General features: G+C 56.4%; 22 protein-coding genes, 2 tRNA genes and 1 other RNA gene. 24 read left to right on the top strand and 1 reads right to left on the bottom strand.

The window, feature by feature from the left end; all coding sequences use genetic code 11:
• Positions 1-189: 189 nt before the first annotated feature.
• The 10 genes from SYN_RS00315 to SYN_RS00360 all read left to right on the top strand — a co-directional run bounded on the left by SYN_RS00315 (position 190) and on the right by SYN_RS00360 (position 11,636).
• Positions 190-2,046 (top strand): bifunctional homocysteine S-methyltransferase/methylenetetrahydrofolate reductase, encoded by a 1,857-nt coding sequence (locus tag SYN_RS00315; protein WP_011415979.1) that lies wholly within the window; start codon positions 190-192, stop codon positions 2,044-2,046.
• Positions 2,047-2,146: 100 nt separating this feature from the next.
• Positions 2,147-2,986: an MBL fold metallo-hydrolase gene (locus SYN_RS00320; RefSeq protein WP_011415980.1), complete on the top strand. Its 840-nt coding sequence runs from the start codon at positions 2,147-2,149 to the stop codon at positions 2,984-2,986.
• Positions 2,987-3,051: 65 nt separating this feature from the next.
• Entirely contained in the window at positions 3,052-4,839 is a 1,788-nt protein-coding gene (locus SYN_RS14880; protein ID WP_049749856.1) for an ATP-binding protein, read from the top strand.
• Positions 4,840-4,853: 14 nt separating this feature from the next.
• Positions 4,854-5,237, top strand: a complete 384-nt coding sequence (locus SYN_RS00330) for a response regulator (protein WP_041584540.1) — start codon at positions 4,854-4,856, stop codon at positions 5,235-5,237.
• 41 nt (positions 5,238-5,278) lie between these two features.
• Entirely contained in the window at positions 5,279-5,611 is a 333-nt protein-coding gene (locus tag SYN_RS00335; protein WP_011415983.1) for a hypothetical protein, read from the top strand.
• A gap of 26 nt (positions 5,612-5,637) precedes the next feature.
• Positions 5,638-6,480 carry an HDOD domain-containing protein gene (locus SYN_RS00340; RefSeq protein WP_202943578.1) on the top strand — a complete coding sequence of 281 codons (843 nt, stop codon included), beginning with the start codon at positions 5,638-5,640 and terminating at the stop codon, positions 6,478-6,480.
• Between the two features lie 255 nt (positions 6,481-6,735).
• Entirely contained in the window at positions 6,736-7,569 is an 834-nt protein-coding gene (dapF, locus tag SYN_RS00345; protein WP_011415985.1) for a diaminopimelate epimerase, read from the top strand.
• 21 nt (positions 7,570-7,590) lie between these two features.
• Entirely contained in the window at positions 7,591-8,757 is a 1,167-nt protein-coding gene (locus SYN_RS00350; protein WP_011415986.1) for an LL-diaminopimelate aminotransferase, read from the top strand.
• 162 nt (positions 8,758-8,919) lie between these two features.
• A complete protein-coding gene (locus SYN_RS00355; RefSeq protein WP_041584541.1) occupies positions 8,920-9,951 on the top strand; it encodes a DUF933 domain-containing protein in 1,032 nt (343 codons plus the stop codon).
• A 77-nt stretch (positions 9,952-10,028) separates the two neighbouring features.
• Positions 10,029-11,636 (top strand): MBL fold metallo-hydrolase RNA specificity domain-containing protein, encoded by a 1,608-nt coding sequence (locus SYN_RS00360; protein WP_041584542.1) that lies wholly within the window; start codon positions 10,029-10,031, stop codon positions 11,634-11,636.
• 19 nt (positions 11,637-11,655) lie between these two features.
• Here SYN_RS00360 and SYN_RS00365 read toward each other — a convergent pair whose 3' ends face one another.
• On the bottom strand, positions 11,656-12,228 hold the full coding sequence (locus SYN_RS00365) for an energy transducer TonB (protein WP_041584543.1): 573 nt from the start codon (positions 12,226-12,228) through the stop codon (positions 11,656-11,658).
• Positions 12,229-12,296: 68 nt separating this feature from the next.
• On the opposite strand from SYN_RS00365, the gene tadA reads away from it, so the two are divergent.
• The 14 genes from tadA to nuoE all read left to right on the top strand — a co-directional run bounded on the left by tadA (position 12,297) and on the right by nuoE (position 21,652).
• On the top strand, positions 12,297-12,860 hold the full coding sequence (tadA, locus tag SYN_RS00370; protein ID WP_011415990.1) for a tRNA adenosine(34) deaminase TadA: 564 nt from the start codon (positions 12,297-12,299) through the stop codon (positions 12,858-12,860).
• Positions 12,861-12,866: 6 nt separating this feature from the next.
• Positions 12,867-12,960 (top strand) — tRNA-Ser (locus SYN_RS00375).
• Positions 12,961-13,166: 206 nt separating this feature from the next.
• Positions 13,167-13,260 (top strand) — tRNA-Ser (locus SYN_RS00380).
• Between the two features lie 80 nt (positions 13,261-13,340).
• Positions 13,341-13,439, top strand: an RNA gene (gene ffs, locus SYN_RS15600) — signal recognition particle sRNA small type.
• Positions 13,440-13,661: 222 nt separating this feature from the next.
• The gene (gene dnaX, locus SYN_RS00385) at positions 13,662-15,428 is read left to right on the top strand and encodes a DNA polymerase III subunit gamma/tau (RefSeq protein ID WP_011415992.1); all 1,767 of its coding nucleotides are present in this window, start codon (positions 13,662-13,664) and stop codon (positions 15,426-15,428) included.
• 84 nt (positions 15,429-15,512) lie between these two features.
• Complete coding sequence (locus SYN_RS00390; protein WP_011415993.1) at positions 15,513-15,827, top strand: YbaB/EbfC family nucleoid-associated protein; 315 nt, start codon at positions 15,513-15,515, stop codon at positions 15,825-15,827.
• 17 nt (positions 15,828-15,844) lie between these two features.
• Complete coding sequence (gene recR / locus SYN_RS00395; RefSeq protein WP_011415994.1) at positions 15,845-16,456, top strand: recombination mediator RecR; 612 nt, start codon at positions 15,845-15,847, stop codon at positions 16,454-16,456.
• A gap of 25 nt (positions 16,457-16,481) precedes the next feature.
• Positions 16,482-17,336 (top strand): fumarate hydratase, encoded by an 855-nt coding sequence (locus tag SYN_RS00400; RefSeq protein WP_011415995.1) that lies wholly within the window; start codon positions 16,482-16,484, stop codon positions 17,334-17,336.
• Complete coding sequence (locus SYN_RS00405) at positions 17,336-17,896, top strand: Fe-S-containing hydro-lyase (RefSeq protein ID WP_041584544.1); 561 nt, start codon at positions 17,336-17,338, stop codon at positions 17,894-17,896. Before SYN_RS00400 ends, SYN_RS00405 begins: the two co-directional genes overlap by 1 nt.
• Positions 17,897-18,131: 235 nt before the next feature.
• On the top strand, positions 18,132-18,677 hold the full coding sequence (locus tag SYN_RS00410) for a 2-oxoacid:acceptor oxidoreductase family protein (protein WP_011415997.1): 546 nt from the start codon (positions 18,132-18,134) through the stop codon (positions 18,675-18,677).
• Positions 18,678-18,705: 28 nt separating this feature from the next.
• Entirely contained in the window at positions 18,706-18,996 is a 291-nt protein-coding gene (locus tag SYN_RS00415; protein WP_041584545.1) for a 4Fe-4S dicluster-binding protein, read from the top strand.
• Between the two features lie 3 nt (positions 18,997-18,999).
• The gene (locus tag SYN_RS00420; protein ID WP_011415999.1) at positions 19,000-20,175 is read left to right on the top strand and encodes a transketolase C-terminal domain-containing protein; all 1,176 of its coding nucleotides are present in this window, start codon (positions 19,000-19,002) and stop codon (positions 20,173-20,175) included.
• Between the two features lie 23 nt (positions 20,176-20,198).
• Positions 20,199-21,146 carry a pyruvate synthase subunit PorB gene (gene porB / locus SYN_RS00425; RefSeq protein WP_041585202.1) on the top strand — a complete coding sequence of 316 codons (948 nt, stop codon included), beginning with the start codon at positions 20,199-20,201 and terminating at the stop codon, positions 21,144-21,146.
• A 23-nt stretch (positions 21,147-21,169) separates the two neighbouring features.
• Complete coding sequence (gene nuoE, locus SYN_RS00430; protein ID WP_041584546.1) at positions 21,170-21,652, top strand: NADH-quinone oxidoreductase subunit NuoE; 483 nt, start codon at positions 21,170-21,172, stop codon at positions 21,650-21,652.
• Position 21,653: the final 1 nt, after the last annotated feature.

Consider the following 21,653-nt stretch of genomic DNA (forward strand, 5'->3'; position numbering starts at 1 on the left):
CATGCCGGCCTTCCATGAAGATCCGCCGGTTGCGCTGCCCCCCTCCCTTTTGGTTTTGTCTGCAACCGTTAAAACGCCTTCAGCTCGAGTCCGCCATCTCCTGATTCCGTGGAATTTCGGAGAGTTTTTGTTTTACAGGCTGACAAAAAAACGGTATGGAAAAAACGATGGAATTTTCAAGGAGATGCGATGAGCGCACTGCAGAATGTCCTTTCCCGCATGACCGGGACCCCGCTGATTTTTGACGGGGCCATGGGGACGATGATTTATGAAAAAGGGGTCTTTATCCAGACCTGTTACGACGAATTATGCCTGACCGAGCCCGGACTGATTCTGGGGATTCATGAGCAGTACGCTCAGGCCGGGGCGCAGGTGCTGGAAACCAATTCCTTCGGCGCCAACCGGATCAAACTCCGGGCTTACGGCCTGGCGGAAAAAGTGGCCGACATCAACCGCGCCGCAGCAAGACTCGCCCGCCAGGCGGCCGGGACGACGCTCTACGTCGCCGGATCCGTGGGGCCCTGTACCCAGGGAGGTCAGGTGATCACCGGGAGGGACATGGCGGAAGTCGAAGCCGCCTTCCGGGAACAGATGGAAGCCCTGACAGAAGAAGGCGTGGACCTGCTGCTTCTGGAGACGTTCAGCGACTTAAAAGAGCTGCAGCTGGCAGCCCGGGTTGCACGTGAAAGAGGCGTGCCGGTGCTGGCCTCCTTTGCCGTGGACGATGATGGGGAGACGGCGGCCGGAACACCGGCGGAAAAGATGGCTGCGGCCCTGGAAAAAGATCCTCACGTCGACGTCATCGGCCTCAACTGCGGCACCGGTCCGGCAGGGATTTACGAGGCTCTGCTGAAAGTCCTTCCCGTTGCTGGCAAACCGGTGATCGTGATGCCCAATGCCGGGATGCCGCGGGAAATCGGTGGAAGGACCCTCTATCTGGCCAACCCCGAATATTTCACCGAATATGCCAAAAAATTCATTGAACTGGGCGTTCGCGGAATCGGCGGATGCTGCGGCGTCCATCCCGCACACATCGCCACGGCGGCCCGTGCTGTTCGCGGACTCAGCGGTGTCCGAAAGCATGTCGAAGTGACGACTCGTCAGCAGGCTCCTGCGCAGAAGCCCGCAATTCCGACTGCGGCTAAATCACGTCTGGCCGCGAAGATATGTTCCGGGCAGAAGGTGACTTCTGTGGAGATTCTTCCCCCCCGGGCCGGCGACTTCAGTAATATGCTGGCCAAAGTGCGTCGGTGCCATGAAGCCGGCGTCGATGCCATAAACATTCCCGATGGTCCCCGGGCCAGCGCCCGGGTCTCACCCATGATCACGGCCCTGGTCATCCTCAGGGAAGTGGGCATCGAGCCGGTAGTCCATTACTGCTGCCGGGACCGGAACCTGATCGGGATGCAGAGTGATCTGCTGGGCGGGTACGCCGTGGGGCTCGTGAATTACCTGATCATTACGGGTGACCCGCCGAAACTGGGAAACTGCCCGGAGGCGACGGGCGTCTTCGATGTGGATTCCATCGGCCTCACCTCCGTGGTCCATAATCTCAATTCCGGCTGGGACATCGGAGGCAGTCCCGTAGACCCGCCCACGGGCATCTTCATCGGCGTGGGCGCCAATCCCTGCGCGGTGGATCTGGAGCGGGAGATCGACCGCTATTTTCAGAAGATCGAGGCCGGCGCCGAGTTTGCCATTACTCAGCCGGTTTTCGACGAGAAGGCCCTGTTCCGGTTCCTGGACCGCGTGGAGAAGCACTCGAAGCGCGTTCCCGTTCTGGCCGGCGTCTGGCCGCTGTTGAGCTACCGGAATGCGGAATTCATGAATAATGAAGTTCCGGGCGTGATGGTGCCGCGGGAAATCCTCGAGCGCATGGCCCGGTGTGAAACCCGGGAGGAAAGCCAGCGCACCGGGATCGAAATTGCCAGGGCCATCTGTGAAAAAATTCACGAAAGGGTTGCCGGTTTCCAGGTGTGCGCTCCCTTGAACAACGTGGAAATCGCACTTTCCGTGCTGAGGAAGGGCGAAGGTCGGGAAATCTAGCCCCGGCATTTTTTATGGAAATATTTTTTCCCCCCTGATATGAGATGAAACTGAGTTTTTAGAGAGGATACATTTCTGTCGGCTCTGGAGTATAGTCGCGATGATTGTTCGGTGCTGGGGGGCGAGAGGATCCATTCCCGTTTCCGGAAGAGATTACCTGAAATATGGCGGGGATACCACCTGCATTGAGATTCGGACGCAGCGGGACGAGATCATCATCATCGATTCCGGCTCCGGAATCCGGCGACTGGGCAACAGGCTCATGGCGGAACGCCGTTTCGAATACACCCTCATCTTTACCCACGCGCACTGGGACCATCTCATCGGATTTCCCTTCTTCAAGCCGATCTACCATCGAAAAACACGCGTCACCCTGTATGGCTGTCCCTATGCCCAGGCCTCCGTCCAGCAGATTATCTCGCGCATCATGACGCCTCCGAACTTTCCGGTCGCGCTTGCCGATGTCCATGCCGATCTGATCTTTCATGAATCCTGCGCCGTGCCGTTTGAAATCGGCGGGATGCGCGTGACCCCGATTCCTCTGAGCCACCCCAACGAGGGGATCGGTTACCGGTTTGAAGAAGACGGCAAAAGTTTTGTATTTCTGACAGATAATGAATTGATGCATCACCATCCCGGGGGAATGGCCTATGAGGATTATTGCCGCTTTGCCCGGGGGGCGGATCTGCTCATCCATGACGCGGAGTATGTTGCCGCCGACTATCTGACAAAAAAATCGTGGGGGCATACCGTTTACCTGGATGCCCTGCGTCTTGCCCTGGACGCGGGCGTCGCGAGACTGGGATTGTTTCATCACAATCAGGAGCGAACGGATTCGGAGCTTGACGCCATGGTGGAGGACTGCCGCGGCTTGATTTCGCGGGGGGGGCACAGGCTGGACTGTTTCGCCATGAATCAGGAAATGGAAATCATTCTGTAAAAACCTTGAAGGGGCGGCAGCCTGCTGCCGAATTGAACGGGCAGGTCGGGGAAGGATCTCGTGGTATGAACGAAGGGGGCCAGGTCAGGGCCGGTCGGATGCGGGACAGGGTTGTCCTGGGGCGGCGATGGATGCCGACGGAGCCGGCGGAAGACGAAACCGAACGGCTCCGGGAGGAACTCCTGGAAACCCGGAAGAGACTTCGGGATTTTAAAGCCCTGATCAATCGGAGCCCGGCGGCGGTCTTTCTGTGGCGCGTTACAGCCGGCCGGCCAGTGGAATTTGTCTGTGGCAATGTGACCCAGTTCGGTTATACAAGGAAGGAATTCCTGGATGGCGACGTTTCCTGGACAGCGATTATCCATCCCGATGACATTGCCTGTCTGGAAAGGGAGAAGGAAGAATGTGCCGCCCGGGGGATTGACAAATTCACCCGGGAATACCGGATTTTCACGAGATCGGGTGAAATCCGCTGGATCGAGGATCGAACAGTGGCTATCCGGGATGAACGGGGGATCACAACGCACTATCAGGGGGTACTTCTGGATGTGACGGATCGCAAGCGTCTGGAGGAGATGCGCTGCAATACCAGAGAGGAGCTGGAACGGCGGGTGGCTGAACGGACCGCCGAACTGGCCCGGGTCAATGAAGAGCTCCAGCTTGACATCGCCATGCGCAGGGAGGCTGAAGAAAGCCGCAGGCAGTTGGAGCAGATGCTTCAGCAGGCGCAGAAGATGGAAGCGATCGGCACGCTGGCAGGCGGAATTGCACATGATTTCAACAACATCCTGGGTGGGATCATGGGGTTTACGGAGCTGGCCCTCCTGGATATCCCGGAAGGAAGTCCGGCTTGCCTGAATCTGAAACAGTCTCTGAAAGCGCAGCATCGAGCCATCGAAATGGTCAATCAGATTCTGGCCTTCGGTCGCCAGACGGAAGGCGATCCCATTCCGGTCAAGGTCAGCACGATCGTCAAGGAAGCCGTGAAGCTGCTCCGAATGTCGATTCCAGCCATGATTGACATTGTGTTGAAAAACGATGCCGCTTCGGACATGGTCATCGTCGATCCCACCCGGATTCACCAGATCCTCATGAATCTCTGCACCAATGCGGCCCATGCCATGCGTGAGCGGGGAGGCAGACTCACGGTTTCGCTGTTCAATGTTTCGATTGATCTGGAAGCCGCTCTGGCTTATCCGGAAATTCTGCCCGGACTCTATATCGAGTTGGCGGTGGAAGATACGGGGCATGGCATTGATCCCCAAATCCAGGACCGGATTTTTGACCCCTTCTTTACGACCAAAAAACCCGGAGAAGGCACGGGGATGGGACTGGCTGTGGTTTATGGGATCGTTAAAGACTTCAAGGGCGCCATTGACCTGGACAGTCAGCCCGGCAAGGGGACCCGGTTCCGCGTGCTGATTCCTGCGATTGAATCCAGGGAGGAAGAATGCACAACGACAGGTTCGATCCCCCGGGGGCGGGAACGGATTCTTTTCGTGGATGACGAAAAGTGTCTGGTTCGGATTGCTGAACAATTGCTGACCCGACTTGGCTATAAGATTGTGGCGAGCATGAGCAGTATCGAGGCCCTGGAAGCCTTTCGCAGCCGGCCGGAAAGCTTCGATCTGGTGATTACCGATCTGAACATGCCCGATATGACCGGGATCGACCTTTCCAGGGAACTGCTTCATATCCGGGCGGACATCCCGATTATTCTCTGTACGGGATTCAGCGAGCAGATCATTGAAGAAAAGGCGAGAAAACTGGGCATCCGGGAATTTATTTTCAAACCGTTCATCATGAGCACAATGGCACAGGTTATTCGGGATGTCCTGGAGTGTCGGGAGTAACTGAGGGGGCAAAGATGCCGCGTATTCTGGTTGTGGAAGATGATGAACCGCTGCGGTCCGTTCTGAGGCAGATTCTGGAACGAACAGGCCATGAAGTGGCTGAAGCGGCGGATGGCAGGGCGGCCATGGAGATTCAGCGTCAGAAGGGAGCCGACCTTGTGATTACGGACATCATCATGCCGGAAGTGGACGGCATCGAAACGATCATGGTCCTGCGGCGGGAATTTCCGTCGGTCAAGATCATCGCCATCTCCGGGGGCAGCCGCGTCGGTCCCAGGGAGTTCCTGAATCTTGCCAGGGTGCTGGGGGCGCATCGGACGCTTCATAAACCTTTTGCTCTGCAGGAGATGCTCGATGCCGTTGATGAGCTCCTCGGCGAAGGCGGTGCATCCGGTTAGAGGAGAACGTTCCGGAGCAGACGAAAGGAGCCGGATGTTTCATGTGCGTGTTGAATTCCGATCAACTGGAACCGGGGATGATACTGGCCGGACCGATCTTGATGAAAAACGGCATGGTCCTTTTCGGGAAGGGCACGGAATTAACGGAAGCTTACATTGAGCGGATTCGCAGTATGACCTTGAAAGGCATCTCCATTGTGGAAAGGGCGCCGCTTTACGAGTCCCGGGAGCAGCTCCTGGAGAAGCTGGAGGCGCGGTTCCGGCCTGTCGGACAGCAGCCCTACATGAAGATGCTGAAGCGGCTGGTTGAAGAGCGCATCCTGGAGTGCGATGAGCAGGAAAAAAAAGAAGATTCCCGGGGAAAGAGCGAATAAAATCGTGAGGATAAGCGGTGGTTCCGGTGCCGGATAATCCCACGGATATCCGTATCCTGCGCCACAGGATTGAAAAGATCGACATGCTGCCCACGATTTCCGGGGTTGTGAGGCGGCTCACAAAGGTTATCGGAAATCCGAAAACATCCCTGCATGAAATCAGCAGCTTCATCTCCAGCGATCCGGCGCTTACCAGCAGGATCCTGAAGATGGTCAATTCCGCCGTCTTCGGCTTTCCCGGAAGGATTTCATCCGTCACGCATGCATTGACGCTTCTGGGACTGGACGCCGTCAGGAGCCTTCTGATGGGGGTGACCGTTCTGGAGCTCATGCAGACTGTGATGGTCGGTCTTCGGGAACATTCCGTCGGATGTGCAGTGGCGGCGCGGTCAATAGCGGAAATCAAAGGCTTGAAAAATCTGGAAGAAGTTTCCGTGGCCGGTCTGCTCCACGATATCGGCAAGGTGATTTTCCTTCTGGAATTTCCCAAAGATTATAGGACAGTTATGGAGGAGGCGGAGCAAAAGGAGATTCTGGTCATGGAAGCCGAGAAGGCCCGTTTTTCCGAAACCCACGCGGCCGCGGGCCAGTGGCTTGCCGAAAAATTATTCTTTCCCGGAAAGCTGACGGACATGATCGCCTTCCACCACAAGCCCGGCTTGGCGAGAAGCGCGCCCCTGGAGACGGCCATCGTTCATCTGGCGGACATCCTGGTGAGGGCCCTGGGGTTCGGTTATGCCGGCGATGCCTTCGTTCCCGCCGTTTCCCCCGTTGCCTTCGAACTGCTCGATCTCAAAGAACGGGATATCCGGGAGGTTCTGAAGAGCATCGAGAATGTGCGGGCATCGGGGGAAGACCTCTTCTGGTAAACCGGTGGTAAACCGGGAAACCGTTGTCATTGCCGGCCGGAATCCCGCCGCCGCCCTTTCTTCCTCCCTATTCTTTCCTAATTCTTTCCCTTCCGGTTTCCGGATTTCCAAGCGGGTTAAAATCGAGAAATAAACCCTGTCTGCACCCGGTTTCGGGGATGAAATGTGAACAGCAGGTCGTTCCGGCGTTGACGCGGGCGTCAGGATGGGTTATGCAGGAGCGAAAAATTTTTCGAACCGGACAGGAGTTGAAGAATGATCGAATTTTTCAAAATGAGCGGAAGCGGCAATGACTTCATCCTGATAGACAACCGGGAAGGGGCGCTGTCTTCCATCAAGAATATTCCGTCCTTCGTGGAGGCGATCTGCCGTCGGAAGGTTTCCGTCGGCGCCGATGGTGTGATCCTCGTCGAACGGTCGCCGCGGGCGGATTTCCAGTGGCGCTTTTTCAACGCCGACGGCAGCGAAGTGGAAATGTGCGGCAACGGCGGTCGCTGTGTCGCCCGCTTTGCCTATCTCAAAGGGATTGCCGGGGAGCGGATGTCCTTTGAAACCGTGGCCGGACTTATCGATGCCGAACTACGGGGAGACGATGTGAAATTGCGGCTGACCGAACCTTCGTCTCTGCAGGCGAACCAACCCATTCCCGTTGGAGACGAAATCCTGACGGTGGACAGCCTCAACACCGGCGTGCCCCACGTCGTGGCCTTCGTCGAGGAGCTGGGCGGATTCGATGTTTTCCGTTACGGCCGGGCGTTGCGGTATGCCGAGGCTTTTCAGCCGGCGGGCACGAACGCCAACTTCGTGACCGTCACCAGCCTTCACAGCCTTTCCGTCCGGACCTATGAAAGGGGCGTGGAAGACGAAACCCTTGCCTGCGGCACAGGGTCGGTGGCTTCGGCCCTGGCGGCAGCGGCGCGGGGATTGGTGGAGTCACCGGTGGAGGTGACCGTGAGAAGCGGCGAAAGGCTCAAGATTCATTTTGAGCGGATCGACGGTGCGTTCAGGAACGTTTACATGGAAGGCCGGGTCCGGGTGATTTACGAGGGCCGGCTCTGGGAAGAGGCCTGGCAGGAGAACGGAAATTAAACGATTAAAGGAGAGAGAACGGTGCAGATTGCGGAGCGTTTAGGAAAAATTCCCCCTTACCTGTTCATGGAGTTGCGGAAAAAGATCAATAAGGCGAAGGCCGAGGGCGTGGACGTCATCAGTCTGGCCATCGGCGACCCGGTGGAACCTACGCCGGATTCCATAATCGAGGAACTCTGCCGCCAGGCGCACGTCCCCGAGAATCACCGGTATCCCACAGATGAGGAAAAAGGGATGCTGGCCTACCGGCAGGAGGTGGCCCGCTGGTACCGGGAGCGCTACGGCGTCACTCTCGATCCCGAAAAGGAAATCCTGGGGCTTATCGGTTCGAAGGAAGGATGCCATCACTTTGTGCTGGCCTGCATCAACCCCGGTGACATCGTTCTCATGACCGATCCGGGCTATCCGGCCTATCGTTCCAGCATTCTCATGGCCGGCGGAGAACCCTGGAATGTTCCGATTCTGCCCGAAAACGATTATCTTCCCGTTTTCGAAGACATCCCTTCCAACATCCTGAAGCGGGCGCGGGGGATGTTCCTCAACTATCCCAACAACCCGACGGGGGCCTGCGCAACCCGGCCTTTCCTGGACCGGCTGGTGGCCTTCGCGAGGGAGACCGGAATCGCCGTCTGCTATGACAATCCTTATGGGGAGATGGTTTTTGAGGGGCAGGAACGTTTGAGCTTCCTGATGGCCGATGGGGCTAAGGAGGTCGGCGTGGAACTCAATTCCCTGTCCAAACCGTTCAACATGACGGGCTGGCGGATTGGGATGGCTTCGGGAAACCAGGAAATCCTTGCCGCCATGAGCAAGGTCAAGGAAAATACCGACTCGGGAATCTTCAATCCCATTCAGTACGCGGGAATTCACGCCCTCCGTCATGAGGGAGCTTCGATTGACCGGATGCGGGCGATCTATGCCAGGCGGCGGGCGCTGGTTCTGGAGACGCTCAAGAAGATCGGCATAAACTTCGAACCGCCCAAGGGCACCTTTTATCTCTGGGTGCCGGTTCCTGCGGGAATGACTTCCCTGGAGTTCACCAATCGACTTTTCGAGAAGACCGCGGTCGTCGTGGCTTCCGGTACGGCCTATGGCCAGTACGGCGAAGGCTTCATCCGCATCTCGCTGACCGTGCCCGATGACCGGCTGGCAGAGGCCATGGCCCGGATCGGGAAGGAGTTCGCCTGATTGCGAGCAGTGATCCCTGCCCCTTCGGAAGGTTTGGTTCGACGTTTAATGTTCTCACCGTAATATTCCGACCTTGAACATTGAACGTAGCGCCCCCCGTCGAGGTGGCGCTTTGTTAGTGAGTAACTTGTTTTCGTGTTACTCACAAAGGAGGAATCAGCAATGGAAATCGGGATTCTGGGTCTTCCCCAGAGTGGAAAAAGCACCCTTTTCGAAATCATGACAGGCGTCCGCAGCTGCGATGTTCATGGGGAACAGTGTGTCCGCGGACAGGCCTCCGTTCCCGACAGACGGTTTGACCGGCTTGTGGAAATCTATAAACCCCTTCGGGCCGTGCCTGCCCGGGTTCCCTTTACGGATGTGAACGCCGCGGGTGAAAAGGCGTGGGAAACGGTTCGCCAGGCGCTCAGCGGCGCCGAAGGCCTGCTCCATGTGGTGGACTGCTTTTCGGACAGATCGATTTCGGCCATGGTGAATCGCTGCCGGCAACTGGATGACGAACTGATCCTCTCCGATCTGGTGGTGGTGGAGAACCGCCGCGAGCGGCTCTTGAAGGTGGCCAAAAAAAACCTGAAGCCGCCTGAATCTCTCCATGTGGAGCTGATGCCGCGCCTGCAGGAGCAGCTCGAAAGCGGGAGGCCCTTGCGGGAACTGAATCTGACGGTTGAGGAACGCCATGCTCTGTCCAGTTTTTCTTTCTGGACGCTGAGACCGGAACTGGTTGTCCTTAATGTGGCTGAAGATGGTTTCCCGACCGTGGAAGCCTTTCAGACGGAAGCCGGGCTGGTGGAGCCGGTGATGGGGATCTGCTGCGAGCTGGAAGCGGAAGTGGCCTCTCTTCCCACTGAGGAGCAGCAGGAATTCCTGGCGGCCCTGGGCATGGAAGAACCTGCTTTCGGACGGGTGATCCGCGCCGCCTTTTCTCTCCTCGGGCGGATATCCTACTTTACCGTGGGAGAGGACGAGGTGAAGGCCTGGGTCATTCCGGAAGGGACAAAGGCCCCACGCGCAGCCGCGGCCATTCACAAGGATTTTGAAAGGGGTTTCATCAAAGCCGAAGTGGTAGCTTATGATGATTTCATCGCCTGCGGCGGCTCTCACGCCAAAGCCAAGGCGGCGGGGAAGGTCCGCCTGGAAGGCAAGGATTATATCGTGCGGGACGGCGACATCATCACCTTCCGATTCAACGTCTGATCTTTCTTTTTCCCTTACAGGCAAGACGAAGAGCAGACGGCCTATCATCCAAATTCTTATTGCAGAGGTTCATAATTATGAAAATCAAATTTTTAGGCGCGGCGAGAACGGTGACAGGGTCCTGTTATATTCTGGAAACGCAGGGGCATCGCTTTGCGATTGACTGCGGCATGCATCAGGGAAATGAGGAGATCGAGAAGCGGAACTGGAATGTGGAGCTTTATGAGCCTGAAAAGATTGAGTTTTTTCTGATTACCCATGCCCATATCGATCATACCGGTCTTCTGCCCCGCCTTGTTCAGAAAGGGTTTCGGGGGCCGATTTATGCGACGCAACCGACCGTGGATCTGCTGAGGATTCTCCTGCTGGATTCCGCCCATATCCAGGAAATGGAAGCCCAGTGGAAAAGCCGGAAGCGCCTGCGCTTCGGAGAGAAACGCGTGGGGCCGCTTTATACACAGCGGGATGCCGAAGCGGTTTTTCCGATGTTGAAAAGCGTTTCCTATGACAAACCCTTTGAACCCTTCCCGGGGCTTAAGGTGAACTTCATGGATGCGGGGCATATCCTGGGCTCTTCATTTCTGGAACTCTGGCTGAAGGAAAACGGCGTTCCTGCAAAACTTGTTTTTTCCGGGGATATCGGTCGACCAGCCCAGTTGCTCATGGACGATCCCGGGATTATCGCCGAGGCGGACTATCTCTTTCTCGAATCCACCTACGGCAACCGGAATCACAAGAATGAGCAGGACAGCCTGAACGAGCTGGCCGAGGCCATCGCCTACAGCTATGAATGCAGGCAGAAGATGGTGATTCCCGCATTTGCCGTCGAACGGACGCAGGAGATGATGTACTGTCTCTATCTGCTGTCCAAAAAGGGACAGCTGCCTAAGGACATGCCCATTTACCTGGACAGCCCCCTGGCGATCCAGGCTACGGAAATCTTCCGCCGCCATGCCACCTTTCTGGATGATGAAACACAGGCACTGATCCTGAAGGGAGAAAACCCCCTGCGCCTCCCCCAGCTCCGTTGTACGCAGACCACGGAGGAATCCATCGCCATCAACCAGACCGAGGGGCCGGCCATCATCATCTCCGCCAGTGGAATGGCCAACGCCGGTCGGATTCGCCATCATCTCCGCCATAATCTGTGGCGTGAAGGCGCCAGCATCGTCTTTGTGGGTTTTCAGGCCGAGGGAACCACAGGACGAAAGATTATCGACGGTGCGAAAAGAGTCCGCATCCTGAATGAAAATGTGGCCGTCAAGGCCCGGATTTTCACAATCGGCGGTTTTTCGGCGCATGCCGGGCAGAGCCAGCTTCTCGAATGGCTCAGTCATTTTAAAAATCATGGGCTGGAGGTTTTTCTGGTTCACGGTGAATATTCCGCTCAGCAGGTTCTGGCGGACCGCATCCGGGAACGGTTCGGCTACAAGGTGATTATTCCGGAATATCTGGAAGAAACGTTCCTGAAGATCGGCGAGGAAATCAAAAGAGTGGAATTCCCGGAAAAGGCGGCGCCGAAGATCGACTGGGCCTATCTGATCGGCGATCTGGAAGCCCGGATGGAGCAATTGCGCCAGAGACAGCCGCAGCTGGAGTCCAAATCCTGGGTGCAGCAGACCGAATTTCGCGATCGGATTCTGGAGCTTAACCGGGATCTGATGGAAACCATTTCGGAAATCTGATGGGGCGGTGCAGGGGAAATTACCGGACCAGACGGTATTCGAAAGTCGCAACGACATTCAGCCGGGAAAGCTGAAAAACGTCGGGCAGAGGTGCATAGCGGGGTTTTCTGACCGCCCTCAGAGTGGCTTCATCCAGCAGAGGGAAGCCCGATGACCGGATGATGGCTGTATCCAGAAGCTCTCCCGTCTTCGCGAGGGAAAACCGGATGACCGTGATGCCCTGTTCTTTCCGGGCGGAAGCCTTTTCGGGATAAATCCAGGAGCTTTCGATTTTTTCTCTGACTGCCTTCAAGTAAGGCCGGTAGCGCGATTCACTGCTGTTCAGGTCCACCGTCGCTTCGCGAATCTTTCCGCCGGCGAAGCTCTGTACCTTCTTTGCCGGCGGATGAGCCGGTCGAGCCTGCGGCGGTGGTGCTGCAGGGGGAAGGGATTTGCCCTCGACGCCGGCAGACATCTCCCTGAGATCGAGGGTCATCACCCGCGCTGGGCGTCTGTTCCCCTGCCATTCGATCAGACCGGTCAGGGAGAGGACGGCAAGATGAATGACCAGAGAAATCATGACGGAATAAATGAGGATTTTGTTTGCCGGCATCGGTCGCTTCACCTTTCATTGGCCGGGAAGCATAGAATAAGAACTTTTTAAAATCAACAGGTGGTTCAGTGGATACGGAAAACGGTTCTGCAGAGTCAGACAGAAATCCGGGTTTCCCATCAGGGGCATCGGAAACGGAAAGAGACCATGATGAGCGATGGATGCGCCTTGCCCTCGAAGAAGCCCGCCTGGCGGCGTCAGAGGGAGAGGTTCCGATCGGGGCGGTGATTGTCCGGGAAAACGAGGTGATCGCCAGAAGCCACAATATGCCGGTTGACCGTCATGATCCCACGGCCCATGCGGAGATTCTGGCCATCCGGGAAGCCGCGGAAAAAATGAAAAATTACCGCCTGACGGGAATGACCCTCTACGTGACGCTTGAACCGTGCATCATGTGTGCGGGGGCGATTCTTCAGGCCCGCCTGAAAAGGCTGGTTTATGGAACCGGCGACCCAAAGGGCGGTGCGGTGGATTCCCTTTACCGGTTGCTTCAGGACAGCAGACTGAATCATTTCGTGGAGGTTACAGGGGGCGTTCTGCAGGCATCCTGCGCGGAAATTTTAAGTGGATTTTTCCGGGAAAAGAGGGTAACATCCCCTCTCTTAAAATCAGAAGGACAGGTAAAGTCTTGATTTTGCGGAGAGGTACCGAAGTGGTCGTAACGGGATCGACTCGAAATCGATTTGGGGGCCAAAAGCTCTCACGGGGGTTCGAATCCCCCTCTCTCCGCCAGTTATTGCTTCGGGAAGCAATCCAAATCCGGATTCGGAATGAGGTGCAAGGCACCGGCGCAGAGTGTGCTGCGATACGGAATTGGAAGCGGACTCCCGCCGGGGAAGGCCGCATCCTGCCCTTGAACGGTTTTTAAAAATCGTTGGTGTTTTTTCTCTTTTTCTGTTAGGGAGTTCCCGTCATTTTTCGGCAGGCCGTTTCTTTAAGGAGAGATGCCCGAGAGGCTGAAGGGGCACGACTGGAAATCGTGTGTATGTCCACAAAGATGTACCGGGGGTTCGAATCCCCCTCTCTCCGCCAGTCCCTGTTATTTTCCCGAAAGCGGTCAACCGGCTGCCGCGGAAGCGGCTTTCCTGACGGGATTCCTTTTTGATACGGATAGCCGGGCCCCGTGCAACGACGGCGTGTGAACCCCGCCAGGTCCGGAAGGAAGCAGCGGTAGCAATGTCCGGCGTGTGCTGCGGATCAGCCTGGCTATCTTTTGTCCGTTATGGTGGCAGGTCGTAAATTCTCAGGTCTAAGTGCGCCATCCGGCGTGAAATCGTCCAGCCCCTTGATCGTGGTTTCTCTGAGCATCTTCGCACTTCCAGCGTCATCATGATGTTTCAGACCGGGAAGCTCCCTCTTCCGATTCTGATCTTACCCGTTTTTCGGAGAGGGGAAGATGGAATTGTCTGCCGTTTTTTTCCCCAGGAGCCCTTATGGACTACCTTGTTTTAGCCCGCAAATGGAGGCCTCAGGTCTTTGAGGACGTCGTCGGCCAGCAGCATGTCGTCCAGACCCTGAAGAATGCCATCCGTCAGGAGCGCATTGCCCACGCCTTTCTGTTCAGTGGGCCGCGCGGTGTCGGCAAGACCTCCATTGCCCGCATTCTGGCCAAGGCCATCAATTGTGAACAGGGGCCTGCCGGGACACCGTGCAATGTCTGTACAAACTGCCGTGAAATCACGGAAGGCATTTCCATGGATGTCCGGGAAATCGATGGCGCCTCCAATCGGGGTATCGACGAAATTCGGGAGCTCCGCGAACGGATCCGTTTCCTGCCCGTTTCCTGCCGTTATAAGGTCTATATCATCGATGAAGTGCACATGCTGACTCGGGAAGCCTTCAACGCTCTGCTGAAGACCCTCGAGGAACCCCCTCCCCATGTCGTTTTCATTTTTGCCACAACAGAGACCCATAAAGTGCCGGCAACCATCCTTTCCCGCTGTCAGTGCTTTGAGTTCCGCCGCCTTTCCCTGCGTCAGATTGCAGAGCAGCTGCGGAAGATCGCCGAGACGGAAAAGATCCGGATCAGCGATGCCGGCCTTGCCTGGATTGCCGAAGCGGGGGACGGCAGCATGCGGGACTCCGAGAGCATCTTTGATCAAGTGATTTCCTATGCCGGAACGGCGATCGAAGACGAGGCCGTTGAGGAGCTGCTCGGCCGGACCGACCGTCGCTTTCTCTTCCAGCTTTCCGAGGCGGTCCTGCGCCGCGATGCCGGACAATGTCTCCGGATTGTGGAGGAGGGGTATTACGCCGGCCTGGACATGACGTATTTTTATACGCTTCTTCTCCACCATTTCCGTAATCTTCTCCTGGTGAAGATCGTCGGGCCGCAGCAGGAGCTCCTGGATCTGCCCGGCAACGACCTGTCCGGCATCGAGGCGCAGGTGGCGGAGGTCTCGCGGGAGACTCTGCAGCAGCTTCTGGATATCCTGCTGGCGGAAGAGGAAAGCGCGCGACGGAGCCACAACCCCCGGCTTCACTTGGAAGCGATCGTCTGCCGCATGGCCGGTCTGCCGCCAGCTCTTCCCATCGAAGAGATTCTCTCCCGCATGGAGGACCTGGAAACCCGGCTGGCGTCTTCCGCGCCTTGCCTTTCGGAAACGGTTCCCGGGGCCGCCTCCTTTTCGCCTTCCAAACCGGGAAATTCAACGACAGTGAGAGAGCGTCCGTTGACACTGCCAATCGTCCGGACAGAGGACCGGAGCGTAAGGGAACCGATGGCGGAATTGCAGGGGGCGGTCAGGGATCCGGCGCATGCCGGGGGGGATGTCTGGGCGGATTTCAAAGCCCATGTGAAGAAGCATTCGATCCTGCTGGCCTCCAAGATCGAGCAGGGCGAATGTCTCGGCTGTGAAAACGGCCATCTGCGCATCGGGTTTCGCAAGGGGAGCGTTTTTTTTGAGGACCTCAACGAACCGGAGCAGAAGAGCCGGCTGAGCGAGCTTGCCGGATCCTTTTTCAAAACCGCCGTGACGGTGGACATCGAGCCCGTGGAGACGGAATCCGACGGTCGGGGCTCCGGGGGGAGATTGTCGGAGGCCATGGCCCGGAAAAATCAGGCGGAAGAGCTCCGTCGGGAAGCCCTGAATCATCCCCTTCTGCAGAAAGTCTTGAGCGTCTTTGAAGGAGCGGAGGTTCAGGAGATTAAAGTCCTGCCCCCTCAGAGGCCATCGACCGATGTGAAGTCTGAAGGATAAGCCGGAAGGAGCCGCAATCGGGTTCCGGGCGGCATGAGTGTGCAGTTTTATTATCAAGTGATAAGGATAAGGAGGTAAGTTTTTTTGGCGCCCAATATTGGAAATATCATGAAGCAGGCCAAGGCCCTTCAGGAGAAGATGGCCCGCCTTCAGGAAGAGCTGGCGTCCCGGACCGTGGAAGCCACGGCGGGGGGGGGGATGGTCTCGGTTACGGTCAACGGCCGGTTTGAAGTCGTTTCTCTGAGAATTGAAAAAGATGTGGTCAATCCCGAGGATCTGGAAATGCTGCAGGATCTGATTGTCGCGGCCGTTAACGAAGGCATTCGCAAGGCGCAGGAGATGACGTCCTCGGAAATGGCCAAGATTACCGGGGGGATGAATATTCCCGGGTTGATGTAGAGGAGGGGGGGTTTTCAATGGCAGGATATCCCCTTCCCATTAAACATCTGATTTCGGAACTGGGAAAACTTCCGGGAATCGGGGAAAAAACGGCGACCAGACTGGCGATGCACATTCTGAGAGCCCCGGAAGGCGATGCTCGCGCTCTGGCCGACAGCATTCTGGAGGTTCGGGATAAAATCCGGTTCTGTCGGGTCTGCTACAATTTTTCCGAGGCCGAGTTGTGCACGGTTTGTCGCGATTCTGCCCGGGATTCGAGTCAGATCTGCGTCGTCGAGGATCCCGATGCCCTGATGGCGATCGAAGACAGCGGAAGTTATTCGGGGACTTATCATGTCCTGCACGGCGTTCTGTCTCCGTTGGACGGGATCGGGCCTGAGCAGTTGAAACTGCGGGAACTGGTTGAACGGATCCGGGAAAGTGGGGTCCGGGAGGTTATCCTGGCCACGAATCCCAATGTTTCGGGAGATTCGACGGCCCTTTTGATTTCCCGTATGATCGGGCCGCTGGCTGTCACCGTGACCCGGATCGCCCAGGGAGTTCCCATGGGCAGCGATCTCCGGTATATGGATCGGATGACCCTGTCCAAATCGCTGGAATTCCGCCGGGGCATGGAGAAAGAGCCGTGAGGCCTTCAGGAAAGTCGATATCGGAATGATGAGCCGAATCAGAGAAATTTTCGTGGAGACTGTCACGGATACCGTGCGGGAGCTTTTCATCGCTGCAAACCGCGAACTGAGCCGCGACGTGCTGGAAGCTCTGGCAAGGGCGGCGGAAGAGGAAGTGTCGCCCCTGGGACGTTACGCCCTGGAAAAAATCCTCGAAAATACGGAAGTGGCCAGAGATGATAATATGCCTCTCTGCCAGGATACGGGCCTGGCGGTAGTTTTCGTGGAAATGGGCCAGGATGTGCACATCGTGGGCGGCGATTTCAATGAAGCCGTTCAGGAGGGCGTCCGACAGGCCTACCGGGATGGGTATCTCCGCAAATCCCTTTGTGACCCCCTGTCGCGGCGGAATACGGGCGACAATACTCCGGCGGTGATTTTTACCGAACTGGTTCCGGGCGACCAGCTCAAGCTGAGTGCGATGCCCAAGGGCGGCGGCAGTGAAAACATGAGCGGCAGTGTCATGCTGACCCCGGCTGTGGGTGAGGCCGGGATTCGGGCTCATGTTGTGGACTGTGTCCGCAGAGCCGGTTCCAATCCCTGTCCGCCGGTCGTTGTAGGGGTGGGCATCGGCGGCTCTCTGGAGATGTCCGCCGTTCTGGCGAAAAAGGCCCTGCTCCGGCCGCTGGGAACGGCCAATGTCCGGGACGAACGTCTGGCTGCCATGGAGCGGGAACTACTGACGGAAATCAACCGGCTGGGAATCGGGCCGCAGGGGTATGGGGGGCGTGTGACCGCCCTGGCCGTCCATGTGGAAATGATGCCCTGCCATATCGCCAGTCTGCCCGTTACTGTCAACATCCAGTGTCACGTGGCTCGGCACCGGGAGGCGGTGATTTAATGATGAGCGAACCGATCCGTCTGGAAACACCCTTAAATGAGGATCTGTGCAGGCGTCTGTCTGTGGGCGACCGGGTTCTTCTCAACGGAGTCGTCTATACCGGTCGGGATGCGGCCCATCGCCGCCTTTGCGAGGCCGCCGGACGCGGCGAGCCTTTGCCGTTTCCGATTGAGGGAGCGGTGATCTTCTATGCCGGGCCGGCCCCGGCAAGGCCGGGTTCCATAACCGGATCCATCGGTCCGACTACGAGTTGCCGGATGGATTCCTTTGCGCCGCAGTTGATGGCTCTGGGATTGAAAGGGATGATCGGCAAGGGGAAGCGTTCAGCGGAGGTCGTTGCCGCCATGAAGCGGTACAAGGCGGTTTATTTTGGTGCCATCGGGGGAATTGCGGCACTGACGGCCCGCTGCATCCGGGAATCCTCTGTCATTGCCTATGAGGATCTCGGTCCAGAGGCCATCTTCCGATTGGTCGTCTTCGAATTGCCCCTGGTGGTGATCAACGACACCCGGGGGAGGGATCTTTACGACGAAGCCTTGAAGGCCTATGCCCTGACTTGAATGGAGCAGGCGCGTGTATTGATGTTGAAAACGGTTGCATCGGGTAAAAATGACAATCAATGAGTTACAGTCTACATCATTATTATAATAAATGACTGTATTTCAATCCATTACGGCATTTTTCCTTCTAAATAAAGATTGACAAGGCCTTTTTTTTATATAATAGCAGGAAACTCTCTTCAATAGAAAAGAGCAAGTTCTATCTGTTTGCGAACACAACCTGGGGGAAGAGTCAATGATAGAAGTGAGGTGGCATGGAAGAGGCGGACAGGGTGCTGTGACATCCGTTGAGCTGCTTGCGCTGGCAGCGATCGGCGAAGGCCGGTACGCGCAGGGATTTCCGAGTTTCGGTCCTGAAAGGCGGGGAGCGCCGGTTGAGGCTTTCAACCGGATTAATGACACCCGGATCAAGAAGCGGCAGCGTATTTATCGTCCCGATGTGGTGGTCGTCCTGGATCCCGGTTTGATTTCCCTGGTCAACGTGTCCGAGGGGCTGAAGCCGGAAGGGCTCCTGATTATCAATACGAGCAAATCCTTGAAGGAGATTGAAAAACACATTCAGTTCAAGGGTCGGATTGCTCTGGTCGATGCGACAGCCATTGCCTGGAAGGAACTGAAGGTTCCCATTACCAACACGACCATGCTGGGCGCTTTAGTCAAAATGACAGATGTTGTCAAGCTGGAATCCCTGAATGAGCCGATTGAACACCGGTTCGGCCGGATTGCCAACAGGAATCTGGCGGCCATGAAGCTGGCCTATGATGAGGTACATCTCGCTTAAATCTCAGATAAAGGTTGAGGTATATAGAATGGCGGAAAAAAAATGGCCAGAAGACTGGCAGGAAGTCAATCCCGGATGTATCGTCTTTCGACCTGGAAGCTCCAGAGACTACCATACAGGCACTTGGAGGGCGGAACGCCCGGTCTGGGATAATTCCAGATGCATCAAATGCGGCCTCTGCTATATATTCTGCCCCGAAGGCTGCATTTCGGAAGACGCGGATGGATATTTTGCGGCGGATCTTAATTACTGCAAGGGGTGCGGTATCTGCGCACATGAGTGCTGGCCCCTCGCGATCAAGATGGTGGAGGAGGAATAGGCCATGTCGAAACGAATTGGTATGGAAATCGCCTTGGCGGCTGCCGAAGCGGCTGCCCTGTGCAGGCCGGAAGTGATCGCCGCCTATCCCATTACTCCGAACACACATGTACCGGAACACCTGTCTGAGATCGTTGCGGAAGGCCGCCTTGACGCGGAATTCATCACCGTGGAATCGGAACATTCTGCCATGAGCGCCTGTGCCGGGGCTTCCGGCGCCGGGGCGCGTTCCTTTACGGCAACCAGCTCTCAGGGGCTTCTTTATATGGCTGAAATTCTGGCGATCGTCTCCGCCATGCGGCTGCCGGTCGTTATGATTATCGGGAACCGGGCGCTCTCCGGTCCCCTGAACATCTGGAACGATCACAGCGACATCATGAGCCAGAGAGACATCGGCTGGATTTCCATGTTTGCCGCCAACGGACAGGAAACCGTGGATATGACGATCCAGGCCTTCAAAATCGCTGAACATCAGGACGTCATGCTGCCGGTGAACGTCAATCTCGACGGCTTCCAGTTGACCCATGTGGTGGAGCCGATGTTCATGCCCGACCAGGAAGAGGTGGATCGTTTCCTGCCCCCTTTCAAACCTCTTGCCGCGCTTGATCCCGATCATCCCGTGACGCTCGGGGCGCTGGGGCTGCCGGACATCTATGCCGAAGCCTGCAAAAGCCGGGAGGTTACTCTGCTGAACTCCAAAAAGGTCATTCTCGAAATCTGGAAGGAGTGGGAACAGCAGTTTGGGCGGAAGTACGAACCCATCGAGTCCTACAAAACGGAGGGGGCGGAGGTTCTTCTCATGACCATGGGATCCATGGGGGAAACAGCGGAGATGGCGATCGATGAGCTGCGTCAGGAAGGAGTAAAAGCTGGCCTACTTAAACTGAAACTCTGGCGGCCCTTTCCCTTCGAGGAATTGCAGAAGGCGGTCAAGGGAGCGAAGGTGCTGGCTGTTACGGATCGCTGCCTGTCCTATGGCGGGGCTGGCGGTCCGCTCGCTCTGGAAGTGCGTTCGGCCCTTTATGCACAGAAGAAGCGCCCCGCGATCGTGAATTACATCATCGGTCTCGGGGGGCGGGATGTCATGGTGGATCACTTCAAGGATATGATCTCCAGAGCGGCGAAAGCGGATACGGAAAAACCCAAAGAAGCCTATGAATTTTATGGAGTGAGAGGATAATGAATACGTTCCAATCCGGTATTGTGGAAAATTTTGACCTTTACGCGCCGAAACTGGTGGACAAGGAAGAATACTTTGCCGCCGGGCATCGCGCCTGCCAGGGATGCGGAGAGGCTCTGGCCATTCGCCTGATGTGCAAGGCGCTGGGTAAGGATACGGTGATTGTCAACGCCACGGGATGTATGGAAGTCGTCTCAACCATGTATCCTACGACGGCATGGAAACTTCCCTGGATGCATGTGGCTTTTCCCAATGCCGCTGCCGTGGCTTCCGGCGTGGAAGCCGGCCTGAAGGTTCTGCGGCGCAAGGGAAAAATATCCGACCGTTATGTCAAGACCGTGGGTATCGGCGGGGATGGCGGCACGGTCGATATCGGACTTCAGGCTCTGTCAGGCGCCATGGAGAGAGGACATGACATGCTCTATGTCTGCTTCGACAATGAAGCATACATGAACACGGGTATTCAGCGTTCCGGCGCCACCCCCTTCGGTGCTTCAACAACAACTGCCCCTCCCGGCAAGGTCAGCAGCGGCAATCCGACATGGAAGAAAAACATGCCCGAGATCATGGTGGCTCATAATCTGCCTTATGTGGCTACGGCATGTCACAGTTATCCCATTGATTTCATGAACAAGGTGAAAAAGGCACGGTCGATCAAAGGGCCTTCCTATATCCATTGTCTTTCCGTATGTCCCACCGGATGGCGCTGTCGTACCCGCGAATGTATTGCAATGGGGCGGCTGGCGGTTCAGACCGGGGCATTTCCGCTTTATGAGGTGGAACATGGGAAATACAAGCTCAGTTCGGTTATGCCGGAAACGTTGAGGCCCCTGGAAGACTATATCAGACTTCAGGGCCGCTTCCGGCATCTGACTCCTGATGAGATCGGAATGTTTCAGAAGAGGGTGAAGCTGGAGTACAATAAACTCATGAACAAGATGAAGCATTCTCGCTCGTGGCGGGAAATGTAACCGAAAAAATCAAGGGGAAAATAATGAACAAAGAGGTAGACAGGGGGAAAATCAGGGAGATTATCAGCAAGTACGATGGAGAAAAAAGTGCTGCCGTCGCCGTATTGCAGGATCTCCAGGAGGAATTCCGATACCTGCCGAAGGAGGCCTTAACCATCGTGAGTGATGAGCTTCAGGTGCCCTTGAGCAGGATCTATGAGATTGCGACCTTCTACAATGTCTTCAGCCTGAAGCCGCGGGGTAAATATCTTATTGAAGTGTGCGCCGGTACGGCTTGCCATGTTCAGGGAGGCTTCAACCTCATGAACCGGCTGGAGAGGAATCTCAATATCTCCTGCGGAGAGACGACGGAGGATGCCATGTTCACCCTTGAGGAGGTGCGGTGTCTCGGCTGCTGCAGTCTTGCCCCGGTGGTACGGATTGACGGGAACATTCATCCTTACCTCACCCAGGATGAGATTCCCGGGATTCTGAAAAACTATCGCAAAGCAGGGGTGAAAAAGTGAG

Origin of the sequence: Syntrophus aciditrophicus SB (assembly GCF_000013405.1) — a bacterium.
GTDB lineage: Bacteria > Desulfobacterota > Syntrophia > Syntrophales > Syntrophaceae > Syntrophus > Syntrophus aciditrophicus.